We start from the raw sequence: 23,041 nt of genomic DNA, 5'->3' as shown, positions 1-23,041 counted from the left end.
CCCGCGCGCCCCAAATCAGGAGTTTAGAAAATGGCAGAAGGTGTAACACCCCGCGTCAAAGTGCCGAAAAAGGCCGAGGCCGGCGAGGTCATCACGATCAAGACGCTGATCAGCCACCCGATGGAATCGGGCCAGCGCAAGGACAGCGACGGCAACGTCATCCCGCGTTCGATCATCAACCGCTTCACCGCCGAGTTCAACGGCGAGAACGTGATCGACGTGAAGATGGAACCGGCGATGTCGACCAACCCCTATTTCGAATTCGACGCCACCGTTCCGGAAGCGGGTGAGTTCAAATTCACGTGGTACGACGACGACGGTTCGGTCTACGAAGAAGTCAAATCCATCGCCATCGGCTGACCCATCGGGTCAGCCAAGCGGCGCATGGAACAGGGAGGAAAGACATGAAATTCAAGGCAATGACCGCGGTCGCGGCGCTTTTGGTGGCCGCCCCCACGCTGGGGGCCGCCGATGAGGAGGCCGAGCTTGTCGTCAACGGCGAGATCGAGATGGTGACCAAGACCGATGCGCCTGCGCATCTCGACGGCGCCTTGCCCGAGATCATGTCTGGCTGGCGGTTCCGCTCGGACGAGACGCAGCAGCTTCAAATGGACGACTTCGACAACTCCGGCATGATCTTTGTCGATCAGGCGCAGGCGGCGTGGGACACGGCAGAGGGCAGCGAGGGCAAGTCCTGTGCGTCGTGTCACAACGACGTGGAGACCTCGATGAAGGGGGTCCGCGCGGTCTATCCGAAGTGGAACGAGGACGCAGGCGAAGTGCGCACGCTGGCGCAGCAGATCAACGACTGCCGCGAGAACCAGATGGGCGCCGAGCCCTACAAGTACACCGGCAGCCAGATGACCGCGATGGAGGCGCTGATCTCGGTCCAGTCGCGCGGCATGCCGGTCAACGTGGCGATCGACGGCCCGGCCCAGAGCACATGGGAGCAGGGCAAGGAGATGTACTACACCCGCTACGGCCAGCTTGAGCTGAGCTGCGCCAATTGCCACGAGGACAACTACGGCAACATGATCCGGGCCGACCACCTGAGCCAAGGCCAGATCAACGGCTTCCCGGTCTACCGTCTGAAGAACACCAAGCTCAACAGCGCCCATGCGCGCTTCAAGGGCTGCGTGCGCGACACGCGGGCCGAGACATTCAAGCCCGGCAGCCCCGAGTTCGTGGCGCTGGAACTCTACGTCGCCAGCCGCGGCAACGGCCTGTCGGTCGAAGCCCCCTCGGTGCGTAACTGATTTAATTTCCGGGCGTTTCGCCTGACCTGATCCCGCCCCCCGCATGGGGGCGGGGCCTTTCCCTGTTTTCAAGTGCTGGAGCGTAACATGCTGTCTCGCCGTGATTTTCTGCAAATGTCCATGGCCGCGGCCTCTATCTATGGCGGCTCGGGCTTCGGCAACTGGGCGCGGCTGGCGGCGCAGGACCGCTTTGATCAGGACGCGTTGCTGGAATTCGAGACCTTCGGCAATGTCACCCTGATGCATGTGACCGACATCCATGCCCAGCTAAAGCCGATCTATTTCCGCGAACCGTCTGTGAACATCGGCGTGGGCGAGAACCGCGGCAAGGTGCCCCATATCACCGGCGAGGATTTCCGCGTCCGCTACGGCATCGGCGGCGGCACGCCGCTGGATTATGCCCTGACCTACGACGATTTCGTGGCCCAAGCACAGGCCTACGGCAAGGTCGGCGGGCTGGACCGCGTGGCCACCGTGCTCAATGCCATCCGCGCCGACCGGCCCGACGCGCTGCTCTTGGACGGCGGCGATACTTGGCACGGCTCGATGACTTGCCTGAAGACCGAGGGGCAGGACATGGTCAACGTGATGAACGCGCTGAAGCCCGATGCGATGACTTTCCACTGGGAGTTCACGCTGGGCTCCGAACGGGTGCAGGAGATCGTCGAGGGGCTGCCCTTTGCTGCCCTCGGCCAGAACATTTTTGACCGTGAATGGGACGAGCCGGCGGAACTGTTCAAGCCTTACGAATTCTTCGAGCGCGGGGGCGTGAAGATCGCCGTCATCGGGCAGGCCTTTCCCTATATGCCCATCGCCAACCCCGGCTGGATGTTCCCCGAATACTCCTTTGGCATCCGCGACGAGCATATGCAGCAGATGGTCGACGAGGTCCGCGCGCAGGGGGCCGAACTGGTCGTCTGCCTCAGCCACAACGGTTTCGACGTCGACAAGAAGATGGCCGGCATCGTCAAGGGGATCGACGTGATCCTCTCGGGCCACACCCATGACGCGTTGCCCGAACCGGTTCTGGTGGGCGAGACCCATATCATCGCCTCCGGCTCGAATGGGAAATTCGTCTCCCGCGTGGATCTGGACGTGCGCGACGGCAAGATGATGGGCATCCGGCACAAGCTGATCCCGATCTTCTCGGATCTGATCACGCCGGACGCGGAGGTGGCCAAGCTGATCGACGCGCAGCGCGCGCCCTTCCTTGAGGATCTGACCCATGTGGTGGGGCAGAGCGATGCGCTGCTCTACCGCCGCGGCAATTTCAACGGGACGTGGGATGACCTCATCTGCGACGCGTTGCTGAGCGAGCGCGACGCCGAGATCGCGCTCAGCCCCGGGGTGCGTTGGGGGCCGTCGATCTTGCCGGGGCAGGACATCACCCGCGAGGACATCTTCAACGTCACTTCGATGACCTATCCGAATGCCTATCGCACGGAAATGACGGGCGAATTCCTGAAAGTCGTGTTGGAGGACGTGGGCGACAACCTGTTCAACCCCGATCCCTATTACCAGCAAGGCGGCGACATGGTGCGCGTCGGTGGCATGGGCTTCAAGATGGACATCGCCAAGCCGCAGGGCGAGCGGATTAGCGAGATGACCTTGCTCAGCACCGGCGAGCCGATTGATCCGCAGCGCAGCTATGTCGTGGCCGGTTGGGCCTCGGTCAACGAGGGCACCGAAGGTCCGCCGATCTGGGACGTGGTGGAGAGCCATATCTCGAAACTGAACACCGTGGGCGAAGGCGCCCGGACCCCGGTGAAAATCGTTCTGCCAAAGTAAGAAAAATGAGAATAGGGGTTCTCACATAGATACAAATTCAATAAAATGAATTTGAATATGTGAGGGCCACGACATGACAGAAGAGAACCACAAGGGGCCATCGCGCCGTGCCTTTCTGACGGGGGCAGGGGCGGCGGCCGCGGGGACGCTGGCGGGCGGGGCCAGTGTCGCGCAGACCGATCCGGGCATCGCGATCCATCCATGGATGCAGGAGTTGGGCGACGGCGTCGATGTCGCCCCCTACGGGATGCCCTCGCCGCATGAGGCGGACGTGAAACGCCGCACCGTGGAATGGCTGACTGCCGACCCGGTGAGCTCGATTAACTTCACCCCGCTGCATGACCTTGATGGGACCATCACCCCCAACGGGCTTTGCTTTGAACGGCACCACTCGGGCGTGGCCAAAGTGGATCCCGCGCAGCACCGTCTGATGATCAACGGGCTGGTCAACAAGCCGCTGGTGCTGACGATGGACGACCTGCACCGTTTCCCCCGCGAGAACCATGTCTATTTCCTCGAATGCGCGGCGAACTCCGGGATGGAGTGGCGCGGATCGCAGCTTAATGGCTGCCAGTTCACCCATGGCATGATCCACAACGTTCAATACACAGGCGTGCCGCTGCGGCTGGTGCTGGAGGAAGCGGGCGTGAAGCCCGAGGGCAAGTGGCTGCTGGCCGAGGGCGCGGATGCCGCGGCGATGAGCCGGTCGATCCCGATGGAAAAGGCGCTCGACGATTGCCTCGTGGCCTTCAAGATGAACGGCGAGGCGCTGCGCCCCGAACAGGGCTACCCGGTGCGCCTCGTCGTGCCCGGCTGGGAGGGCAACATGTGGGTCAAATGGCTACGCCGGCTCGAAGTCGGCGACCAGCCTTGGCACCACCGCGAGGAGACCAGCAAATATACCGACCTCATGGCCGATGGTGTGGCGCGGCGGTTCACGTGGGAGATGGATGCGAAATCGGTCATCACCAGTCCCAGCCCGCAGGCGCCGATCACCCATGGCCCGGGGCCGACCGTTCTGACCGGTCTGGCATGGTCGGGCCGCGGTACGATCCCGCGCGTGGACGTGACGCTGGATGGCGGCATCACATGGCATCAGGCGCGGATGGACGGGCCGAGCACGCCCAAGGCGCTGCACCGCTTCTATTTCGACTTCGAATGGGACGGCAAACCCCTGCTGCTGCAAAGCCGCGCGCATGACAGCACCGGCTACGTCCAACCCACCAAACACGCGCTGCGCGCGGTCCGGGGCGAGAATTCGATCTACCACAACAACGGCATCCAGACCTGGGCGGTCGATGCAGACGGAAAGGCCGAAAATGTCGAGATTTCTTAAAGCTGCCCTCCTGACCACCGCGCTGGCGAGCCCGCTGGCCGCCGAGCCTTTGGGCCTTGGCCGCGCCGCCACTCCTGAAGAGATCGCGCTGTGGGACATCGACGTGCGCCCTGACGGCACAGGTCTGCCTGAGGGCCGTGGCGACGTGATGACCGGGGATGAGATTTACACCGCGAAATGCGCCTCCTGCCACGGCGTCTTTGGCGAGGGCACGGGCCGTTGGCCGGTGCTCGCGGGCGGGCAGGGCAGCCTGACCGACATGCGCCCCGTCAAAACGATCGGTAGCTATTGGCCATACCTTTCAACGGTTTACGACTATGTAAATCGTGCGATGCCCTTTGGCGATGCGCAGTCGCTGAGCGATGACGAGGTCTATGCGATCACAGCCTATCTGCTCTATCTCAATGACGAGGTAGATGAGGGTTTCGTGCTCTCGTCAGAGAACTTCGCCGAGCTGCGCCTGCCGAATGAGGCGGCCTTTAAACCCGATGACCGGGCGGAGGTCGAGTTTGCGTCCTTCAAGCAAGAGCCCTGCATGAGCGATTGCAAACCCTCGGTCGAGATCACCATGCGCGCAGCCGTGCTGGACGTGACGCCCGAGGAGACCGCCGCCAAGGCCGCAGCCGAAGAGGCTAAGGCCGAAGAGACCAAAGCCGCGGCGGAGCCTGCCCCCGAAGAGACCCCCGCGCCGGTTGAGGTGGCCGAAGCCCCCGCCGCCGATCCCGCGCAGATCAAGGCCGGGGAGAAGGCGTTTCGCAAATGCAAATCCTGTCACCAGATCGGCGCCAAGGCCAAGAACCGTGTCGGCCCGATGCTGAACGGCATCGTGGATGGCCCGGCGGGTGCGGTTGACGGCTTCCGCTACTCCAAAGCCATGCAGGCCGCAGCGGCAGAGGGGTTGGTCTGGTCTCACGATGAGTTGAGCGCCTTTCTGGCGGACCCTAAGGGCTTCATGAAAGGCACTAAAATGTCGTTCCGGGGCGTGCGCAAGCCCGAGGATATCGACGCGTTGATCGCCTACCTGCGCGACGCGTCGGAGTGATCGGCGCGATTAGCGCAGACTGTCGTGCCTGCCCCCCTTGAACCCCCATACCGGGGGGACTAATCTCTGGGTAACAGTTTTGCGGGTATGGTCCCGCGAACAGGAACTGAGGCAGGCACGCATGAACGATCCGATCAACACCTATATGAACACGCTTGTCCCGATGGTGGTTGAGCAAACCAGCCGGGGCGAGCGGTCCTACGACATCTTCTCGCGTCTGCTGAAAGAGCGGATCATCTTCGTCAATGGCCCGATCCACAGCGGGATGAGCCATCTGGTCGTCGCCCAGCTGTTGCACCTTGAGGCCGAAAACCCCTCCAAGGAAATCAGCATGTACATCAACTCGCCCGGCGGCGAAGTAACGGCGGGCCTGTCGATTTACGACACGATGCAATACATCAAGCCCAAGGTCTCGACCCTGATCTGCGGCATGGCGGCCTCTATGGGGTCGGTCATCGCGATCGGCGGCGAAAAGGGCATGCGTTTCGCGCTGCCCAATGCCGAAGTGATGATCCACCAGCCCTCTGGCGGCTCGCAGGGCATGGCCGAAGATATCCTGATCTCGGCGCGCCACATCGAACGCACCCGTGAGCGGATGTATCAGCTCTATGTCAAACACTCCGGCCAGCCGCTGGAAACCGTCCAAAAAGCGCTCGACCGTGATCTGTGGATGACGCCCGAGGAAGCCAAGGAATGGGGCCATCTCGATGAGATCGTCGAAAGCCGTGGCAAGGCCGATGAGGCCGCCGCCGGTGGCAAGGACAAGAAAGACAAGTAATCGAAGGGGCCCGGCGCTGCATATTTTGCGATTGTAGCGCCGGGGTCACTGGCCTAAGCTTGAGGCCAAATCTCGCGGCCCCAAGACCGGGGCGGACATACACGACAGACCTGAAAGGTTTGAGATGGCGAATAATTCCGGCAACGACAGCAAAAATACGCTCTACTGTAGCTTCTGCGGCAAGAGCCAGCACGAGGTGCGCAAGCTGATTGCGGGGCCGACCGTTTTCATCTGCGACGAATGCGTCGAGCTGTGCATGGATATCATCCGAGAAGAGACCAAAGCCTCGGGCCTCAAGGCGACCGATGGCGTGCCCACTCCCCGCGACATCTGCGGCGTGTTGGACGACTATGTGATCGGTCAGGCGATGGCCAAGCGCGTGCTCTCGGTGGCGGTCCACAACCACTACAAGCGGTTGAACCACGCCCAGAAGGGCGGCGATATTGAACTGGCGAAATCCAACATCCTGCTGATCGGCCCCACCGGCTGCGGCAAGACGTTGCTGGCGCAGACGCTGGCGCGCATCCTCGATGTGCCCTTCACCATGGCCGATGCGACCACGCTGACCGAAGCGGGCTATGTGGGTGAGGATGTGGAGAACATCATTCTCAAGCTGTTGCAGGCGTCGGAATACAACGTCGAGCGGGCACAGCGCGGCATCGTCTATATCGACGAGGTCGACAAGATCACCCGCAAGTCTGAAAACCCCTCGATCACCCGCGACGTGTCGGGTGAGGGCGTGCAGCAGGCGCTGTTGAAACTGATGGAAGGCACCGTGGCCTCCGTCCCGCCGCAGGGCGGGCGCAAGCATCCGCAGCAGGAATTCCTGCAGGTGGACACCACGAACATCCTCTTCATCTGCGGCGGTGCGTTTGCCGGTCTCGACAAGATCATCGCGCAGCGCGGCAAAGGCTCTGCCATGGGCTTTGGCGCCGATGTGCGTGACAATGACGCCCGCGGCATTGGTGAGATTTTCACTGACCTCGAACCCGAAGACCTGCTGAAGTTCGGTCTGATCCCGGAATTCGTGGGACGTCTGCCAGTTCTGGCGACACTCGAAGATCTGGACGAGGACGCTCTGGTCACCATCCTGACCGAGCCGAAGAACGCCTTGGTCAAGCAGTACCAGCGTCTGTTCGAATTGGAGGACACGCAGCTGACCTTCACCGATGACGCGCTGCAGGCAATCGCCAAACGCGCGATTGAGCGGAAGACCGGCGCGCGGGGTCTGCGCTCCATCCTCGAAGACATCCTGCTCGACACGATGTTCGAACTGCCGGGGCTGGAGACGGTGAGCGAAGTGGTCGTCAACGAGGAGGCCGTCTCATCCGAGGCCAAGCCGCTGATGATCCACGCCGACAGCGAAAGCAAAGAACCAGCCAGCGCGGGCTAAGCGCAAAAGGCAAAGTCATAGGGGCGGGCCATCTGGTCCGCCCTTTCGCGTTTCAGGGGAGGGTTTTATGCGGCGCATTTCATCTGGCGGGATCTATGAGGACAAGATCGGCTACAGCCGCGCTGTGGTGGCGGGGGGCATGGTCCATGTCTCCGGCACCGTGGGTGAGGGGGCAGAGGTGACGGCGCAATGCGCGGCGGCACTGGCAACGATCAAGGCGGCCTTGGCCGAGGCAGGAAGTGATTTCGCCCATGTGGTGCGCGTCACCTATATGTTGCCCGACGCGGCGGAGTTCGAAGCCTGTTGGCCGCTTCTACGCGCGGCCTTCGGCGCGCATCCACCCGCCGCGACGATGATCGAATGTGGGCTGATCGACCCGAAATACCGGATTGAGATCGAATGCACGGCCCTTTTACGTGCGGCGGTAGAGGGCTGATTCTCGACGACGAATCCTGCCGCGTGTGGAACCTCCTGCGCGGTGAGGCTGGACGCCCAAGCCTCCATGGTGCATATAACGGGCAACAGGAACGGAGACCTCAATGGGCATTCTCAATTCACTTCTGCGCAGTGTCACGTGGTGGAACGGCCAGACGCTGAACACCCAGCTTTTCACTTGGCGCAAGGGCAGCAAGGTGGGCGAAGACGCGCAGGGCAACGTCTATTACCGCAACGCCGATGACAGCAAACGCTGGGTCATCTTCAACGGTGAGGCCGAGGCGAGCCGCGTGAGCCCTGATTGGCATGGCTGGCTACACCGCACATGGAATGAGCCGCCGACCGACAAGCCGCTGGCGCATAAGCCTTGGGAAAAGGCCCATGTGGAGAATCGCACCGGCACCGCCATGGCCTATGCGCCCGCCGGGTCGCTGCGCCGCGCCGAACCTGTCGAACGTAAGGATTACGAGGCGTGGCAGCCTGAATGATCGGTTGGCCGCGCCTTTCGCGCGGCCCCAAAGCTCACGCAATCCGGGTGGACCCATGAAAAAGCTTTTCTTGGCCGCGCTTGTGCTGGCCGCGCCGCTTCACGCTCAAGAGGGCGGGCAGGTCGCCAGTGCCCCGGGTGGCGTGTTGCGTGCCTTGGACAAGATTTCGGGCGATACGACCGATCTTAAGATCGCCAAGGGTGACCGCCTGACCTTGGGCAATTTGCAGATCACCATGGTCGATTGCCGCTATCCGGCGGGGGATCCGGCGGCCAATGCCTATGCCGCGCTTGAGATCACCGAAGAGGGCAGCGACAGCGCCTTGTTTTCCGGTTGGATGATCGCCTCGGCCCCGGCGCTGCACGCGCTGGAGCATTTTCGCTATGACATCTGGGTCATGCGCTGCAGCACGTCCTGAAGGCTGTCCAACTTAGGCGCGCTGAACCGCGCATTGCCGCGTTTCGCCACATCGAGCTGCGCGTGATAGTCCGCCCGCGAAATCTCCACCGCCCCGAGAGAGGCGAGGTGATCGGTCAGAAACTGCGTGTCAAAGAGGATGAATCCCGCGCGGCGCAGCCGATCTACCAGCGCCGCCAGCGCTATTTTTGACGCATTGGTCCGGCGCGAAAACATGCTCTCGCCAAAGAACGCGCGGCCCAGTGTCACGCCATAGACACCGCCCACCAGCGCGTCACCGTCCCAAACCTCAAGCGAATGGGCATAGCCCGCGCGGTGCAGTGCGGTGTAAAGCGCGGTGATCTCGGCATTGATCCATGTGTCTTCGCGGTCGGCGCAACCGGCGACGACAGCTTGAAAATCACCGTTGATCGTATGGTGGAACGCGCTGCGCCGGATGGCGCGGGCCAGAGAGCGCGAGATGTGGAAACCGTTGAGCGGCATCACCCCACGGCGCCGCGGATCGACCCAGAAAATTTCCGGGTCGTCGCGGTGTTCCGCCATGGGGAAAATCCCGATGGAATAGCCGTGGAGCAGGATCTCGGGCGTCAGATCCGACATGTCATGTCAGCCGTCGCCGAGGTTGGTTTCCAGCCAATGCTCAAGCCAGTGGATGTTGTAGCCACCCGATTGGATGTCTTCTTCGGCCAGCAGGGCGTGGAACAGCGGCACCGTGGTGTCGACACCGTCCACGATCAGCTCACCCAGAGCGCGCCCCAGTCGGGCCAGCGCCTCGGGACGGTCGCGGCCATGCACGATGAGCTTGCCGATCAGGCTGTCGTAGAAGGGCGGGATCGAATAGCCGTCATACAACGCCGAATCCATCCGCACGCCAAGCCCGCCGGGGGCGTGATACTGCGTGATCTTGCCCGGGCAGGGCGCGAAGTTCGGCAGACGCTCGGCGTTGATGCGCACCTCGATGGCATGGCCGTTGATCTGCAAATCATCCTGCGTGAAGGACATCGGCAGGCCTTCGGCCACGCGGATTTGCTCGCGCACCAGATCGACGCCAAAGATCGCCTCGGTCACCGGGTGTTCCACCTGCAGACGGGTGTTCATCTCGATGAAGTAGAACTCGCCGTTCTCGTAGAGGAATTCGATCGTGCCGGCGCCGATGTAGTTGATGTTGGCCACGGCGTCGGCGCAGGTCTTGCCGATGCGCGCGCGTTCCTCGGCGGTGATCGAAGGGCCGGGGGCCTCCTCAAAGACCTTCTGGTGGCGGCGTTGCAGCGAACAGTCCCGCTCGCCCAGATGGACGGCGTTGCCCTTGCCGTCGCCAAAGACCTGAATCTCAATGTGGCGCGGCGTGGTGAGGTATTTCTCGATGTAGACTTCGTCGTTGCCGAAGTTCGACTTGCCCTCGGCCCGCGCGGTCTGGAAGGCTTTTTCCATGTCGGCTGCGGTCTGGGCCACTTTCATGCCCTTGCCGCCGCCACCTGCGGTCGCCTTGATGATGACCGGATAGCCGATTTCCTCACCGATGCGCTTGGCTTCTTCCAGCGAGGTGACCCCGCCTTCGGAGCCGGGCACGCAGGGCACGCCGAGCTTTTTCATCGTGTCCTTGGCGGTGATCTTGTCGCCCATGACGCGGATATGCTCGGCGGTGGGGCCGATGAAGGTGAGGCCGTGATCCTCGATCACCTGCACGAAATTGGCGTTTTCCGACAGGAAACCGTAGCCGGGGTGGATCGCCTCGGCGCCGGTGATCTCGCAGGCTGCGATGATCGCGGGGATCGAGAGGTAGGATTGGGTCGAGGAGGGCGGGCCGATGCAGACGGATTCGTCGGCCATGCGCACGTGCATCGCGTCACTGTCGGCGGTGGAATGCACCGCGACCGTCTGGATGCCCATCTCGCGGGCCGCGCGGATGACGCGCAGCGCGATCTCTCCCCGGTTGGCGACTAGGATTTTGCTGAACATGTCCGGCCCTTATTCCAGGATGACCAGCGGCGCGCCGAATTCCACGGCATCGCCGTCACCGACGAGGATGCGCTTGACGGTGCCGGCGCGGGGGGCGGGGATGTGGTTCATGGTCTTCATCGCCTCGACGATCAGAAGCGTGTCACCTTCGGAGACGGAGGCCCCGACGGAGATGAACGCCGGCGCGCCCGGCTCGGCTTGCAGGTAGACGGTGCCGACCATGGGCGACGTCACGGCGCCGGGGTGATCAGCCGGATCGGCGTCGGCAGCAGGGGCCGGAGCGGCTGCCGGGGCAGCGGCGGGCGCCGGTGCGGCGGCCGGCGCCGGGGCGGCTTGGTACTGCTGCTGTGGGGCGGCCATGACCTGCTGCGGGGGCTTGCGGCTGACGCGCACGTTCAGGCTGTCATCCTCGGCATAGTCGCGTTTCACCTGAAGCTCGGTCAGGTCGTTTTCGTTCAGCAGCTCGGCGAGGGCCTTGATGAAGGCCACGTCAGCGTCATGGGTTTTGTTTGTCATTGGATCCTCGAAGATTTCGGCAGGCCTGCGGCCCGTCGCTGCGCGATTGATTGGCACGCTTATAGGGCATGGGCAAAGCCATGAAAAGCCAACTGTTGTCTAGGGGGTAGGATCGGTTTTTTGTCGCGCAAAGCGATCCCGGGCGCGAGAGTGAGGCTGGGCCTCAGCCGCGCGCGCCGGACCTGAGTGACCTTAGGTCATATCGCGAGGTATTCCGCGCGCAGTTCCGCGTTGTCCAGCACCTCGGCGGCGGTGCCGTCAAAGACCACGCCGCCGGTGTCGAGGATCACCGCCCGGTCGGCCAGTTTCAGCGCCCGTACCGCGTTTTGTTCGACCAGAATCGTGGTGATGCCCTGCGCCTTGATCAGCCCCAGCGTTTTTTCGATCTCATCCACGATCACCGGCGCCAGCCCTTCGTAGGGTTCATCGAGCAGCAACACCTTGATGTCACGGGCCAAAGCGCGGGCGATGGCGAGCATCTGCTGCTCCCCGCCCGAGAGGGTCACCCCCTCTTGGTTGCGGCGTTCGCGCAGGCGGGGGAAGAGGTCATAGAGCCGGTCGAGCGACCAGCCGATGGGCGGGGCGATCTGGGCGAGTTTGAGGTTCTCTTCGACCGTAAGGCCGGAAATGATGCGCCGGTCTTCGGGCACCAGCGCCAGCCCCGCGGCAGAGGCTTGGTGGCTGGCCATATTATGCAGCGGCTGATGGTCAAGCCAAACCTCGCCGCGTTTCAGCTCTGGGTCGCTCACCCGCGCGATGGCCCGCAGGGTCGAGGTTTTGCCCGCCCCGTTGCGGCCCAACAGGGCGAGAATCTCCCCTTCATGGACGTTAAAGCTCACCCCCTGCACGATGTAGCTTTCGCCGTAATAGGCGTGAATGTCCCAGACCGAGAGGAAGGCGGGGGCGGTTTGGGCGTGGTTGGCGTTTTTGTCGAGCGTGCTGGTGGTCATATGCTGTCCTAGATCTGCGGCAAAGGGAGGGGTCAGGCGGCGTCTTGGCTTTCGCCGAGGTAGGCTTCGCGCACCTTGGGGTGGCCCTTGATCCGGTCGGGCGTGTCTTCGACCAGCGGAGTGCCTTGGGCCAGCACGGTAATCCGCTCGGCTAGTGAAAAGACGACATGCATGTCGTGTTCGATGATGGCAATGGTGATGTCGCGCTCGTCCTTGATCTGTTTGAGCAGGTCGATGGTGTTATTGGTATCGGCCCGCGCCATCCCGGCGGTCGGTTCGTCCAAGAGCAGCAGACGGGGGTCTTGGGCGAGGCACATGGCGATCTCCAACCGCCGTTTGTCCCCGCGCGACATGGAGGCGGCAGGCATGTGCCGTTTGTCGATCATACGCATGTCGCGCAGCATTTCCTCGGCCTTGTCGATCATGTCGCGCTGGCCCACGACCCGCGACCAGCCGTTCAGTTGAAACGCCCCGTCGCGTTTGGCGAGGCAGGGGATCAGCATGTTTTCCATCACCGTCAGATCACCAAAGATCTCGGGCGTTTGGAACACGCGGGAAATGCCCATCTGGTTGATCTCATAGGGTTTGCGCCCCAGCACCGACTGCCCGTCGAACATGACGGAGCCGGTGTCGGGGATGAGCTTGCCCACCAGACAGTTCAGCAGGGTGGATTTGCCCGCCCCATTGGGGCCGATGATCGCGTGGACGGAGTTCTCCGCCACGCTGAGGTTCACATCGCTCAGCGCCTGCAACCCGCCAAAGCGCTTGCCGACATTTTTGACTTCGAGAATGGCCATGATGTCTCTCCTATTCCGCGGCTTCGCTGCGCTGTTGGGCGGCGTCGGCCTCGACCGAGCCCGCGTTCTTGTCCCGGCGGCGGAAGACCCGGCCCAGACGTTGCCCGCCCTCGACCAGCCCACCGGGCAGGAAGATCACGACCAGCATGAACAGAAGGCCAAGCGTCAGATGCCAGCCCTTGCCGACGAAGGGGTGGATGATCGCGACCATCGCGTCTTCGATCCCGTCGGGCATGAAGGCGAACCAGCCGTGCAGGACGTTGTCGTTGATCTTGGCGAAGATGTTCTCGAAATACTTGATGAAGCCCGCGCCCAGCACCGGCCCGATCAAGGTGCCCGCGCCGCCAAGGATCGTCATCAGCACCACCTCGCCGGAGGCCGTCCACTGCATCCGCTCGGCCCCCGCCAGCGGGTCCATCGCCGCCAGCAGACCGCCCGCCAGCCCGGCATACATGCCCGAGATGACAAAGGCCGCCAGCGTGTAGGGCCGCGTGTTCAGCCCGGTGTAGTTCATCCGCTGCTGGTTCGATTTCACCGCCCGCAGCATCATGCCAAAGGGCGAGCGGAAGATGCGGATCGCCAGATAGAAGGCGAGGATCAGGAAGACCGCGCAGAAATAGTAGCCGACCGAGAAGGTGAAGGTCCAACCGCCGAAGAACAGCGTCGTCGAGGAGTTCATCGCAGCACCAAAGAGGTTCGGGAATGAAGGTGCATCGACAGACTGGAGATACTGCGGGTCGGAGTTGTAAATCTGCAAGCCCGTCTCACCATTGGTGATCGGCGTCAGCACCGAATAGGCGAGGTTGAAGGACATCTGCGCGAAGGCCAGCGTCAGGATCGAGAAGTAGATGCCCGAGCGCCGCAGGCTGATGTAGCCGATGAGTGCCGAGAACAGCCCCGCCATGATGACGGCCAGCACCAGCGCGGGCACGACGTTGTAGCTGAGCAGTTTGAACATCCAGACGGCAGAGTAGGAACCGACCCCCAGAAAGGCCGCATGGCCAAAAGAGAGATAGCCGGTCAGCCCGAAGAGGATGTTGAACCCGATGGCAAAGATGCCAAAGATCACAAAGCGTTGCATCAGGTCGGGGTAGCCCGCGTTGAACTGTGCAAGGCCCGAATCCGCCGGAAAGGGGTTGAGGATGAAGGGGGCGAAGAGCGTGAGAACGATCACGACCCCCAAAAGAAGCGTATCGCGTTTTTCCAGTCCGAACATGTCCTATTCCTCCATCACGCCGCGGCGTCCCATCAGACCGCGCGGGCGGACCAGCAGGATCACGATGGCAACGACGTAGATGATGATCTGGTCGATACCGTAGATGATGCTTTTGATTTCATTCATGGACGCGAGGCTTTCGAGGATGCCCAAAAGGAACCCCGCCAGCACCGCGCCCGGCAGCGAGCCCATGCCGCCGACCACAACGACGACGAAGCTCAGCACCAGAAAGTCCATGCCCATGTGATAATTGGGCGAGTTGATTGGCGCATACATTACGCCCGCAAGCCCCGCCACGGCGGCGGCGATGCCGAACATGATGGTAAAGCGGCGGTCGATGTCGATGCCCAGAAGGCCCACCGTCTCACGATCCGCCATGCCGGCGCGGACCACCATGCCGAAGGTGGTGAATTGCAAGAAAGCAAAGACCGCGGCGATGATGACTGTGGAGAAGCCGAAATAGACCAGACGCCAGTAGGGGTAGGCCAGCGAGGTGTCCAAGCCCAAGAGCGGCGCAAAGTCGAAGCTGCCTTTGAAGGCATCGGGGGCAGGGGTGGGGATCGGGTTGGCGCCGTAGAAATATTTGACGACTTCCTGCAAAACGATGGCGAGGCCGAAGGTCACGAGGATTTGATCCGCATGGGGGCGCTTGTAGAAATGTTTGATCAGACCGCGTTCCATGATGAAGCCGATAAGCAGCATCACCGGGATCGCAAAGAGGATCGCCAGCGGCACCGACCAGTCGATGATGGCCTGTCCCATCTCGGGGCCGAACCAACTCTCGACATAGGGGGTTTTGATTTTCAGCGGATTGCCCAGAAAATCCTTCTGGGTCTCGTCGATGGTCTCAAAACTCAGCGTCAGCAGCCGCTGCAATGTGACCGAGCAGAAGGCCCCGATCATGAACAGCGCCCCATGGGCAAAGTTGACCACGCCAAGCGTGCCGAAGATCAATGTAAGCCCAAGCGCGATCAGCGCATAGGCCGAGCCCTTGTCGAGCCCGTTAAGTATTTGCAGAAGAACAGCGTCCATGGACCCCACCTGTAAGGGATGCGTTCACATGAGGGCGCGCCCCATGTGGTGAGAAAAGGGGGCGCGCGGCGCAAGGCCGATGCGCCCCCCAAAGGTTCAGTGGATCAGGCGCCCGGGTTGCACTTGCCCAATTCGCCACCGGCGAACATGGGGTGATCCGGGGCGTATTCGACCTGCGCACGCGGGGTGACCTCAACGATCTCCAGCGTGTCGTATTCGTTGGTTGGGTTTTCCTTGCCCTTCATGACCAGCACGTCTTTGAAACACTGGTGGTCATCGCCGCGATACAGCACCGGACCATTGCCCAGACCGTCGAACTCGAAATCCTCAAGCGCTTCGACCACACCGCAGGGGTTGAAGGTGCCCGCACGTTCGACCGCATCCGCATAGAGCAGCGTCTGCACATAGCAGGTGTGCGCGGAGTTGGAGGGCGGACGGCCATATTTCTCACCAAAGGATTTCACGAAGGCTTTGGAGCCTTCATCCTGCAACTGCCAGTTCCAGTTCATCGAACCGATAACGCCCTGCACGTTGGACCCGGCACCGGCGGCCATAAGCTCGGAGTAAAGCGGCACGACGATTTCGAATTTCTTGCCGTTTACTTCTTTGTCGAGCAGGCCGAACTGCACCGCGTTGGTCAGTGAGTTCACCATGTTGCCGCCGTAGTGGTTCAGGACCAGCACATCGGCACCGGAGTTCAGAACCGGCGCGATGTAGGAGCTAAAGTCGGTCGAGGCGAGCGGCGTCAGCACGTTGTTGACGGTTTCCCAGCCCATCGCTTCGGTCGCGGCGGCAATGGATTCCTGCTGGGTCCAGCCCCATGTGTAATCCGCCGTCAGGTGATAGGCGCGGCGGTCTTCGCCGTAGGCATTTTTCAGCACCGGCGCGAGGGCGGCGGCGGACATGTAACCGTTAAAGAAGTGACGGAAACCGTTGGCCTTTTTGTCTTTGCCAGTGGTGTCGTTTGAATGTGTCAGACCGGCCATAAAGATCACGCCCGCTTCCTGACACAGGCCCTGAACCGCCACAGCCACGCCCGAGGACGAGCCGCCGTTGATCATCACGGCGCCGTCTTTTTCGATCATCGCCTTGGCGGATGCGCGGGCGGCGTCGGATTTCGTCTGGGTGTCGCCGGTGACATATTCGACCTTCTTGCCCAGAATGCCGTTCCCTTTCAGCGCCTTGGAGCTGAAGGTGTTCATCATGCCGCCGTCGCCCCCGCCATTGAGGTGTTCGACCGCAAGCTCTTGCGCGCGCAGCTCATCCAGACCTTCTTCGGCATAGGGGCCGGTCTGGGGGACGTTGAAGCCCAGCGTCACGGTGCTGCCCGTGGGGGCATTGGTGAAGCCCGCGTGATTTTCCGCGCGCAGATAGGTCGGCAGCGCCAACCCTGCACCGGCAACCGCGCCGGTCTGGATCAGCCCGCGGCGTGTCAGTTTCGTAAACGACATGAAGTCCTCCCATTTTTGTAAGTCGCGGCAGCGGAACCTCCCCCCGATGCCACAACACGCAATAGTGCAAAGAAACTATGGCGCGGAAAATGAAAACCGATCAATAAGGCGCTTGATCGAAACGATTTTTTTGTAAATATATTCGCAATCGCATCGGCGGGCCTGTAAAAAATATGATATTGCGGCGCAGAAAGACCTTGAAACAACGGGCGAAAAATCCCGCGGGGCCGTCCCATGCGTGAGGGGCTGACCGGCAGCCGTATCCGTGAACGGCGCGTGATGGCGGGGCTGAAACAGGCCGAGCTTGCGCAGCAAAGCGGCATCTCGGCCAGCTATCTCAACCTCATTGAGCACAATCGGCGCAGAATCGGCGGCAAGCTCTTGCTCAACATCGCCCATGCGCTTGGGGTCGAGCCGCAGGCGCTGACCGAAGGCGCCGAAGCCGCGCTGATCGCCACGCTGCGCGAGGCGGCAGAGGACGCGGGGCTGACCGGGCCAGACAGCGAGCGGGCGGATGAATTCGCGGGGCGGTTTCCGGGCTGGGCCAAGGTGCTGGCCAACAGCCAGCGCCGCATCGCGGCATTGGAGCAGACGGTTGAGGCACTTTCTGACCGTTTGGCCCATGACCCGCAGCTTGCCACCTCCATGCATGAATTGCTCAGCACAGCCGCGGCGATCCGCTCCACCGCCGCGATTCTAGCAGAAACGGACAGTTTGCAAGCGGAATGGCGCGATAGGTTTCACGCCAATATCCACCAAGACAGCCGCCGCCTATCTGACAGTGCGCAGGCGCTGGTGACCTATTTCGACAATGCCGCCGAGACCCGCGAGGTGGCCCATTCGCCACAGGCCGAGGTTGAAAGTTTCCTCGCCGCGCATGACTACCGTTTCGATCCTTTGGAAGAGGCGCGCGCCCCGCAGGCGGCGATTGCGGCGCTGGTCGAACAGGCCGATACGCTCAAGACCAAGGCCGCGCAGCATATCGCGACGGGGGTGTTGCAACAGATCGCCCGCGATGCGGCGGCGCTGCCTTTGGCGCGGCTGGAGCGGGCGGCGGGGGAGATGGGTCACGATCCTGCCGAACTGGCGCAGGCACTCGACCAGCCGATGGGCCGGGTGCTGCGGCGCTTGGCGTCACTGCCCGACCTCGGCGCGGGGCTGGTGGTCTGTGACCGTTCTGGCAGCGTGACATTCGCCAAGTCGGTCGAAGGTTTCACCGTGCCGCGCTTTGGCGCCTGCTGCCCGCTTTGGCCGCTCTTTGCGGTGCAGGGGCAGCCGGGGCTGGTGATGAAATCCCGCGTCATGCAGATGGGGCGCGGGCAGGCGGAGTTCGAGGCGATTGCCACCTGCGAGGTGCAGGCCGCCGCTGCCTATAACACGCCGCCACTCAGCCAATCGGTCATGCTGCTCTTGCCGGTCCCCTCGGGGGCGGCGCCAGCGCAGCCGGTGGGGGCGACCTGTCGCATTTGCCCGGTCGAAGGATGCCGCGCGCGGCGCGAGCCTTCGATCCTGCGCGAGGGAATCTGAGGCGGCGCGGCAGGCAGTTTTTGACAGGGCTGGCAAACCGATGCATGCTCCCCCCGGTGCGCGAGACCCCGCAGCAAGACGGGGCGGCCGCACACCGAGGGGGGAGACTTTTTGCCGATGAGCAAACTCGTAGTTCTGGTGGAGGACGAGGTGAATATCGCCGAGGCCATCCGCTTTTTGCTGAGCCAAGAGGGTTGGCGTGTGGAGACCTTGGCCAATGGGTCAGGCGCGGTGGAGGTGATCCGCAAGGCATCGCCGGATCTGGTGATGCTCGACGTGATGCTGCCGGGCAAGAGCGGTTTCGAGATATTGGACGAGCTGCGCGGTGACCCCGAAACCGGCGCATTGCCGGTGCTGATGCTGACCGCGCGGGGCCAAAGCCGGGACCGCGCCATGGCCGAAAAGGCGGGTGTCAGCCGCTTCATGACCAAGCCGTTCTCGAATGCCGAGATGCTGGACGCGGTGCGCGACCTGATCGCCAGTTGACCCGCCATGCCCCGTAGGCCGATCTTTTTGGAAAAACGCGGCTACCGTCAGCGGCGGATGATGGATGCGGTGCGCCTGTTGCCGTTTCTGGGGCTGATGCTGTGGATGGTGCCGCTGCTTTGGCCCGTGCCAGCGGGCAGTACGGACCCCACGGCACCGACCATCCCGATGAGCGTGGCGCTGCGCTATCTTTTCGGGGTTTGGGCGTTGCTGATCTTGGGGACATGGGCGCTCTGGCGGCGGACCCGGGATGTGGCCTCGGGTGAGGATGCAGCACAGCCGGACGGGATGCGCTGATGGTATCGCTCAACCAGCTGGTCGTGGTCTGCCTGATGTATGTGGCAGGGCTGTTCATCGTGGCCTTCGCCGCCGAACGCGCGGCCCTGCGCGGGCAGGGCGGCTGGCTGCTGCGCTCGCCACTGGTTTATACCCTGTCGCTGTCGATCTATTGCACCGCTTGGACCTTTTACGGCGCGGTGGGCTATGCGGCGCGCTCGGGGCTGGAATATGTGACCATCTACCTCGGCCCTTCGCTGGTGATGATCGGCTGGTGGTGGGGGCTGCGCCGTTTGGTGCGGATCGGGCGAAGCCATCGCGTCACCTCGATCGCGGACCTGATTTCATCGCGCTACGGCAAGTCCAACACGCTGGCGATCGTGGTGACGGTGATGGCCGTGATCGGTGTGACGCCCTATATCGCGCTGCAATTGCAATCGGTTATCCTGTCGCTGTCGATCTTCGCCGCCGCCGACGTGCCGCTGGCCGAGGCGGGGGGCGATGTGATCAACCGGGGGCAGGCGGCGCTTTGGGTCGCGGCGGGGCTGACGCTTTTTACCGTGCTTTTCGGCACCCGGAACCTGAACGTAAACGAACGGCATCACGGCGTGGTCATCGCCATCGCGGTGGAGGCGGTGGTCAAGCTCTTGGCGCTGGTCGCAGTGGGGGTCTACGTCATCTGGGGGCTGGCCGGGGGCTTGGGCGAGACCTTGGCGCGGATCGACGCCTCAGACATCGGGCAATGGGAGGTGCAGGGCAGCCGTTGGGCCGCGTTGACCGTGCTTTCGGGGGCCGCGCTTTTGTGCCTGCCGCGCATGTTTCAGGTCATGGTGGTCGAGAACGACGACGAGCGACAGTTGCAAATCGCTAGCTGGGCCTTCCCGCTGTACCTGATGCTGATGAGCCTTTTCGTCGTGCCCATCGCGGTGGTGGGGCTAGACCTGATGCCCGAAGGCGCGAACCCCGATCTTTTCGTGCTGAGCCTGCCGCTCAGCCAAGGGCAGAACGGGCTGGCGATGCTGTCTTTCTTGGGCGGTTTTTCTTCGGCGACCTCGATGGTGATCGTCGCCACGCTGGCGCTCTCGACCATGGTCAGCAACCATATCGTCATGCCGATCTGGCTGGCGCTGCGCCGCGATGGGGCGACGCAGTCGGGGGATGTGCGCAATATCGTCATCCTTGCGCGGCGGCTGTCGATTTTCTGCGTGGTGGGCTTGGGTTATCTCTACTATCGGGCCTCAGGCGGCAGCGGGGCGCTGGCCGCGATTGGCACGATTTCCTTCGGCGGGGTGGCGCAGTTTCTGCCCGCGATGCTGGGCGGGGTGCTGTGGCGCGGGGCCACGCGGACTGGCGCGCTTTGCGGGCTGGGCACGGGCTTTGTGCTTTGGGTCTTTACCATGCTGCTGCCCAGCTTTGGCGCGGATGTGGCCCTGTCGAGCACGACCTTGGAACAGGGGCTTTGGGGGCTCGCTTGGCTGCGCCCCGAGGCGCTTTTCGGCATCGCGGGGATCGACCCGACGGTGCATGCGGTGGTCTGGAGCCTCGCGCTCAACACGCTGGTTTTCGTCGTCGTCTCTCTCTTTAGCTTCCCTACACCGTTGGAGCGGCTACAGGGCGCGCAATTCGTTAATGTTTTTGACCATTCCGGCCCGGCGCGGGGGTGGACGGCCTCGGTCGCGGGCAGCGAAGACCTGATGATCATGGCGCAGCGCATCTTGGGCGCGACGGAGGCGCAAGCGTTTTTCACCCGCGAGGCAGAACGGCAGGGGCAGGGGCAACGTCTGCCCGAGCCCACACCACGATTCGTGCAGGCGCTGGAGCGGGAGTTGGCAGCCTCAGTCGGGGCGGCCACGGCCCATGCGATGGTGGCGCAGATCGTCGGCGGGGCCTCGGTCTCGGTCCAAGACCTCTTGGCTGTGGCCGACGAATCCGCGCAGATGCTGGAGTATTCCAGCCAGTTGGAGGCCAAGTCGCGCGAGTTGACCGAGACGGCAGCGCAGTTGCGCGCGGCCAATGAGAAGCTGACGCAGTTGTCGCTGCAAAAGGACAGTTTCCTCAGCCAGATCAGCCATGAATTGCGCACGCCGATGACCTCGATCCGGTCATTCTCCGAGATCCTGCGCGATGCGCCCGGTCTCACGGACGCCGACAAGAACCGCTATGCCACGATCATCCATAGCGAGACGATCCGTCTGACGCGGCTGCTCGACGATCTGTTGGATCTGTCGGTTTTGGAAAACGGGCAGGTGACGCTGAACCAGCGCGAAGGCAACCTGCGCGATCTGCTGGATCTGGCGGTGACCACGGCGCAGGCGGGGGCTACACGGCCGCTCAAGGTGCTGCGTGATCCGCAGGCCGAGGATATTGTGCTGACCAGCGATCTCGACCGGCTGGTGCAGGTCTTTATCAACCTCGTCACCAACGCCCGCAAATATTGCGCTGCGGATGACCCGCAACTGGTGATCACGCCGCGGGTGACGGCGCAGGGGCTGGTGATTGATTTCGTCGACAACGGCCATGGGATCGACGCAGGCTCGGAGGCGCTGATTTTCGAGAAGTTCTCGCGCATCACGGGGGAGGGCGATGGCGCGGGCCTTGGCCTTGCCATCTGTCGCGAGATCATGTGCCGCTTGGGCGGAGAGATCAGCTTCCTGCGGGATGTGCCCGGCACGGCCTTCCGTGTGCAACTGCCCGCCAGCGCCCTGACCGCGGCGGCGTAGAATACCGGCCCCCAAGGGGACCGGCAGAGACCTCAGGTATAGCTTTGCCCCAGCATGGGGCGCATGTTCTCAAGGTCATATCCGCCTTGACGTGCGGCTTCGATGATCGCGTCGCTGTCCATCTCACCGGCTTGGCCCAAGGCCCAAGCGATGGTCGAACGGGTGCCCGAGGCGCAATAGGCCAGCACGGTGTCATCGGTCTCCACGCCAAGGGCGCGGTTCTTGGCGATGACATCTGGGGTCATGGTCTGGTGGGTCAGCGGCTGTTCGGCAAAGGCAATCCCCGCGGCCTCGGCGGCGTCGCGCATGGCGGCGGCCTGATGGCTGGGCGGCACTTCCGCGTCGGGGCGGTTGCACAGGATGCGGGTGATGCCTTGGGCGCGCAGGCTTTCCATGTCACCGGGCTCGATCTGCGGGGCGACGAAATAGCGGGGGGTGATTTGGCGAATATCCATGGGCCGATTTAAGCAGATGCAGCGGCCCTGTCCAGCACCGCCGGGGCGGGCCGTTCAAACGCGCCGATCAGCCCAGCGAAATCCCGAGGATCACCAGCATCAGGCCGATCACGGAGAGAAACAGCGCGCCCATATTCAGTGGCACGACTTTGCGCAGCACCACGCGCATCTCCTCATCGTCGAGCTGCGCGCGTTTTGCACGGCTCACCTTGATGATGCACCAGCCCAGACCGAGCAATCCCAAGAGGGACAGGCCGGCGCCGCCCCAGACCATGAGATCGAAAATAGATGTGTTTGCGCTTTCCATGGCGGCAGAGCTACGCCAAACCGCCAAGGGGGGCAAGTCCCGCTTGCGGGCTGGGCGTGCAGCCTGTAGTCAAACCCGCCAGAGCCAGCCATTCCGTGAGGACTTCCCATGAGCGATACCAGCACCAATCCCGATGTCGTCGAATCCCAAGGTGATGCGACCTACCGGGTCACCGCCAATGAGCTGCGCCAGTTCGTCGAGCGGATCGAGCGTTTGGACGCCGAGAAGAAAGACCTTGCCGAACAGCAAAAAGAGGTGATGGCCGAAGCAAAATCGCGCGGTTACGACACCAAGGTGCTGCGCAAGGTGATCGCCCTGCGCAAGCGGGACAAGGACGACATCGCCGAAGAAGAAGCGGTGATGGAAATGTACAAAGAAGCCTTGGGCATGTGAGCGCCCTGCCGCGGCGGGACTGA

25 protein-coding genes are annotated in these 23,041 nt (G+C 62.8%); 15 read left to right on the top strand and 10 right to left on the bottom strand.

Features of this window, described 5'->3' with window-relative positions:
• Positions 1-30 precede the first annotated feature (30 nt).
• The 10 genes from soxZ (at position 31) to ACGYLQ_RS07105 (ending at position 8,934) form a co-directional block, all read left to right on the top strand.
• Positions 31-360, top strand: a complete 330-nt coding sequence (soxZ, locus tag ACGYLQ_RS07150; RefSeq protein WP_168613464.1) for a thiosulfate oxidation carrier complex protein SoxZ — start codon at positions 31-33, stop codon at positions 358-360.
• Positions 361-404: 44 nt separating this feature from the next.
• Positions 405-1,256 carry a sulfur oxidation c-type cytochrome SoxA gene (gene soxA / locus ACGYLQ_RS07145; RefSeq protein ID WP_394441530.1) on the top strand — a complete coding sequence of 284 codons (852 nt, stop codon included), beginning with the start codon at positions 405-407 and terminating at the stop codon, positions 1,254-1,256.
• Positions 1,257-1,343: 87 nt separating this feature from the next.
• Positions 1,344-3,044 (top strand): thiosulfohydrolase SoxB, encoded by a 1,701-nt coding sequence (gene soxB, locus ACGYLQ_RS07140; RefSeq protein WP_394441527.1) that lies wholly within the window; start codon positions 1,344-1,346, stop codon positions 3,042-3,044.
• A 73-nt stretch (positions 3,045-3,117) separates the two neighbouring features.
• The gene (gene soxC / locus ACGYLQ_RS07135; protein WP_394441525.1) at positions 3,118-4,380 is read left to right on the top strand and encodes a sulfite dehydrogenase; all 1,263 of its coding nucleotides are present in this window, start codon (positions 3,118-3,120) and stop codon (positions 4,378-4,380) included.
• A complete protein-coding gene (locus ACGYLQ_RS07130; RefSeq protein ID WP_394441522.1) occupies positions 4,364-5,422 on the top strand; it encodes a c-type cytochrome in 1,059 nt (352 codons plus the stop codon). The genes soxC and ACGYLQ_RS07130 overlap by 17 nt, the downstream gene beginning before the upstream one ends.
• 121 nt (positions 5,423-5,543) lie before the next feature.
• On the top strand, positions 5,544-6,200 hold the full coding sequence (locus ACGYLQ_RS07125) for an ATP-dependent Clp protease proteolytic subunit (protein ID WP_067267539.1): 657 nt from the start codon (positions 5,544-5,546) through the stop codon (positions 6,198-6,200).
• A gap of 124 nt (positions 6,201-6,324) precedes the next feature.
• Positions 6,325-7,593, top strand: a complete 1,269-nt coding sequence (clpX, locus tag ACGYLQ_RS07120; protein ID WP_067267540.1) for an ATP-dependent Clp protease ATP-binding subunit ClpX — start codon at positions 6,325-6,327, stop codon at positions 7,591-7,593.
• A 67-nt stretch (positions 7,594-7,660) separates the two neighbouring features.
• The gene (locus ACGYLQ_RS07115) at positions 7,661-8,029 is read left to right on the top strand and encodes a Rid family hydrolase (RefSeq protein ID WP_394441519.1); all 369 of its coding nucleotides are present in this window, start codon (positions 7,661-7,663) and stop codon (positions 8,027-8,029) included.
• A gap of 103 nt (positions 8,030-8,132) precedes the next feature.
• Complete coding sequence (locus tag ACGYLQ_RS07110; protein WP_394441516.1) at positions 8,133-8,516, top strand: NADH:ubiquinone oxidoreductase subunit NDUFA12; 384 nt, start codon at positions 8,133-8,135, stop codon at positions 8,514-8,516.
• Positions 8,517-8,571: 55 nt separating this feature from the next.
• Complete coding sequence (locus ACGYLQ_RS07105; RefSeq protein WP_394441514.1) at positions 8,572-8,934, top strand: DUF2155 domain-containing protein; 363 nt, start codon at positions 8,572-8,574, stop codon at positions 8,932-8,934.
• Here ACGYLQ_RS07105 and aat read toward each other — a convergent pair.
• From aat to ACGYLQ_RS07065, 8 genes are all read right to left on the bottom strand, one after another.
• On the bottom strand, positions 8,898-9,533 hold the full coding sequence (gene aat / locus ACGYLQ_RS07100; RefSeq protein WP_394441511.1) for a leucyl/phenylalanyl-tRNA--protein transferase: 636 nt from the start codon (positions 9,531-9,533) through the stop codon (positions 8,898-8,900). The genes ACGYLQ_RS07105 and aat overlap by 37 nt on opposite strands.
• 6 nt (positions 9,534-9,539) lie before the next feature.
• A complete protein-coding gene (gene accC, locus ACGYLQ_RS07095; RefSeq protein WP_394441508.1) occupies positions 9,540-10,892 on the bottom strand; it encodes an acetyl-CoA carboxylase biotin carboxylase subunit in 1,353 nt (450 codons plus the stop codon).
• Between the two features lie 9 nt (positions 10,893-10,901).
• Entirely contained in the window at positions 10,902-11,408 is a 507-nt protein-coding gene (gene accB / locus ACGYLQ_RS07090; RefSeq protein ID WP_394441506.1) for an acetyl-CoA carboxylase biotin carboxyl carrier protein, read from the bottom strand.
• 197 nt (positions 11,409-11,605) lie between these two features.
• Complete coding sequence (locus ACGYLQ_RS07085; RefSeq protein ID WP_209218746.1) at positions 11,606-12,358, bottom strand: ABC transporter ATP-binding protein; 753 nt, start codon at positions 12,356-12,358, stop codon at positions 11,606-11,608.
• A 32-nt stretch (positions 12,359-12,390) separates the two neighbouring features.
• Positions 12,391-13,155, bottom strand: coding sequence for an ABC transporter ATP-binding protein (locus ACGYLQ_RS07080; RefSeq protein ID WP_067261818.1), 765 nt, complete (start codon positions 13,153-13,155; stop codon positions 12,391-12,393).
• Between the two features lie 10 nt (positions 13,156-13,165).
• Entirely contained in the window at positions 13,166-14,371 is a 1,206-nt protein-coding gene (locus tag ACGYLQ_RS07075; RefSeq protein ID WP_394441503.1) for a branched-chain amino acid ABC transporter permease, read from the bottom strand.
• 3 nt (positions 14,372-14,374) lie between these two features.
• Complete coding sequence (locus tag ACGYLQ_RS07070) at positions 14,375-15,403, bottom strand: branched-chain amino acid ABC transporter permease (protein WP_394441501.1); 1,029 nt, start codon at positions 15,401-15,403, stop codon at positions 14,375-14,377.
• A 104-nt stretch (positions 15,404-15,507) separates the two neighbouring features.
• Positions 15,508-16,854 carry a substrate-binding protein gene (locus ACGYLQ_RS07065; RefSeq protein ID WP_209218749.1) on the bottom strand — a complete coding sequence of 449 codons (1,347 nt, stop codon included), beginning with the start codon at positions 16,852-16,854 and terminating at the stop codon, positions 15,508-15,510.
• A 234-nt stretch (positions 16,855-17,088) separates the two neighbouring features.
• Here ACGYLQ_RS07065 and ACGYLQ_RS07060 point away from each other — a divergent pair, with 234 nt between their 5' ends.
• The 4 genes from ACGYLQ_RS07060 to ACGYLQ_RS07045 all read left to right on the top strand — a co-directional run bounded on the left by ACGYLQ_RS07060 (position 17,089) and on the right by ACGYLQ_RS07045 (position 21,863).
• A complete protein-coding gene (locus ACGYLQ_RS07060; protein WP_394441499.1) occupies positions 17,089-18,381 on the top strand; it encodes a helix-turn-helix domain-containing protein in 1,293 nt (430 codons plus the stop codon).
• A gap of 117 nt (positions 18,382-18,498) precedes the next feature.
• Positions 18,499-18,867 (top strand): response regulator transcription factor, encoded by a 369-nt coding sequence (locus ACGYLQ_RS07055; RefSeq protein WP_067261826.1) that lies wholly within the window; start codon positions 18,499-18,501, stop codon positions 18,865-18,867.
• 6 nt (positions 18,868-18,873) lie between these two features.
• Positions 18,874-19,164, top strand: coding sequence for a hypothetical protein (locus tag ACGYLQ_RS07050; RefSeq protein ID WP_394441497.1), 291 nt, complete (start codon positions 18,874-18,876; stop codon positions 19,162-19,164).
• Entirely contained in the window at positions 19,164-21,863 is a 2,700-nt protein-coding gene (locus ACGYLQ_RS07045; protein ID WP_394441494.1) for an ATP-binding protein, read from the top strand. The genes ACGYLQ_RS07050 and ACGYLQ_RS07045 overlap by 1 nt, the downstream gene beginning before the upstream one ends.
• Positions 21,864-21,895: 32 nt before the next feature.
• On the opposite strand, the gene ACGYLQ_RS07040 is transcribed toward ACGYLQ_RS07045, so the two are convergent.
• Together ACGYLQ_RS07040 and ACGYLQ_RS07035 are read right to left on the bottom strand one after the other, a co-directional pair.
• Entirely contained in the window at positions 21,896-22,318 is a 423-nt protein-coding gene (locus ACGYLQ_RS07040; RefSeq protein ID WP_394441492.1) for a TIGR01244 family sulfur transferase, read from the bottom strand.
• A gap of 67 nt (positions 22,319-22,385) precedes the next feature.
• Complete coding sequence (locus ACGYLQ_RS07035) at positions 22,386-22,625, bottom strand: hypothetical protein (protein ID WP_168612596.1); 240 nt, start codon at positions 22,623-22,625, stop codon at positions 22,386-22,388.
• A gap of 108 nt (positions 22,626-22,733) precedes the next feature.
• On the opposite strand from ACGYLQ_RS07035, the gene ACGYLQ_RS07030 reads away from it, so the two are divergent.
• Positions 22,734-23,018 (top strand): DUF2312 domain-containing protein, encoded by a 285-nt coding sequence (locus tag ACGYLQ_RS07030; RefSeq protein ID WP_067261835.1) that lies wholly within the window; start codon positions 22,734-22,736, stop codon positions 23,016-23,018.
• The last annotated feature ends 23 nt before the right edge of the window (positions 23,019-23,041 follow it).

It is taken from the genome of Sulfitobacter sp. 1A12779, assembly GCF_043557315.1.
In the GTDB taxonomy this organism is placed as follows: Bacteria; Pseudomonadota; Alphaproteobacteria; order Rhodobacterales; family Rhodobacteraceae; genus Sulfitobacter; species Sulfitobacter faviae.
The sequence above is the reverse complement of the archived record's forward strand: the minus strand, read 5'-3'. Positions and strand labels throughout refer to the sequence as shown.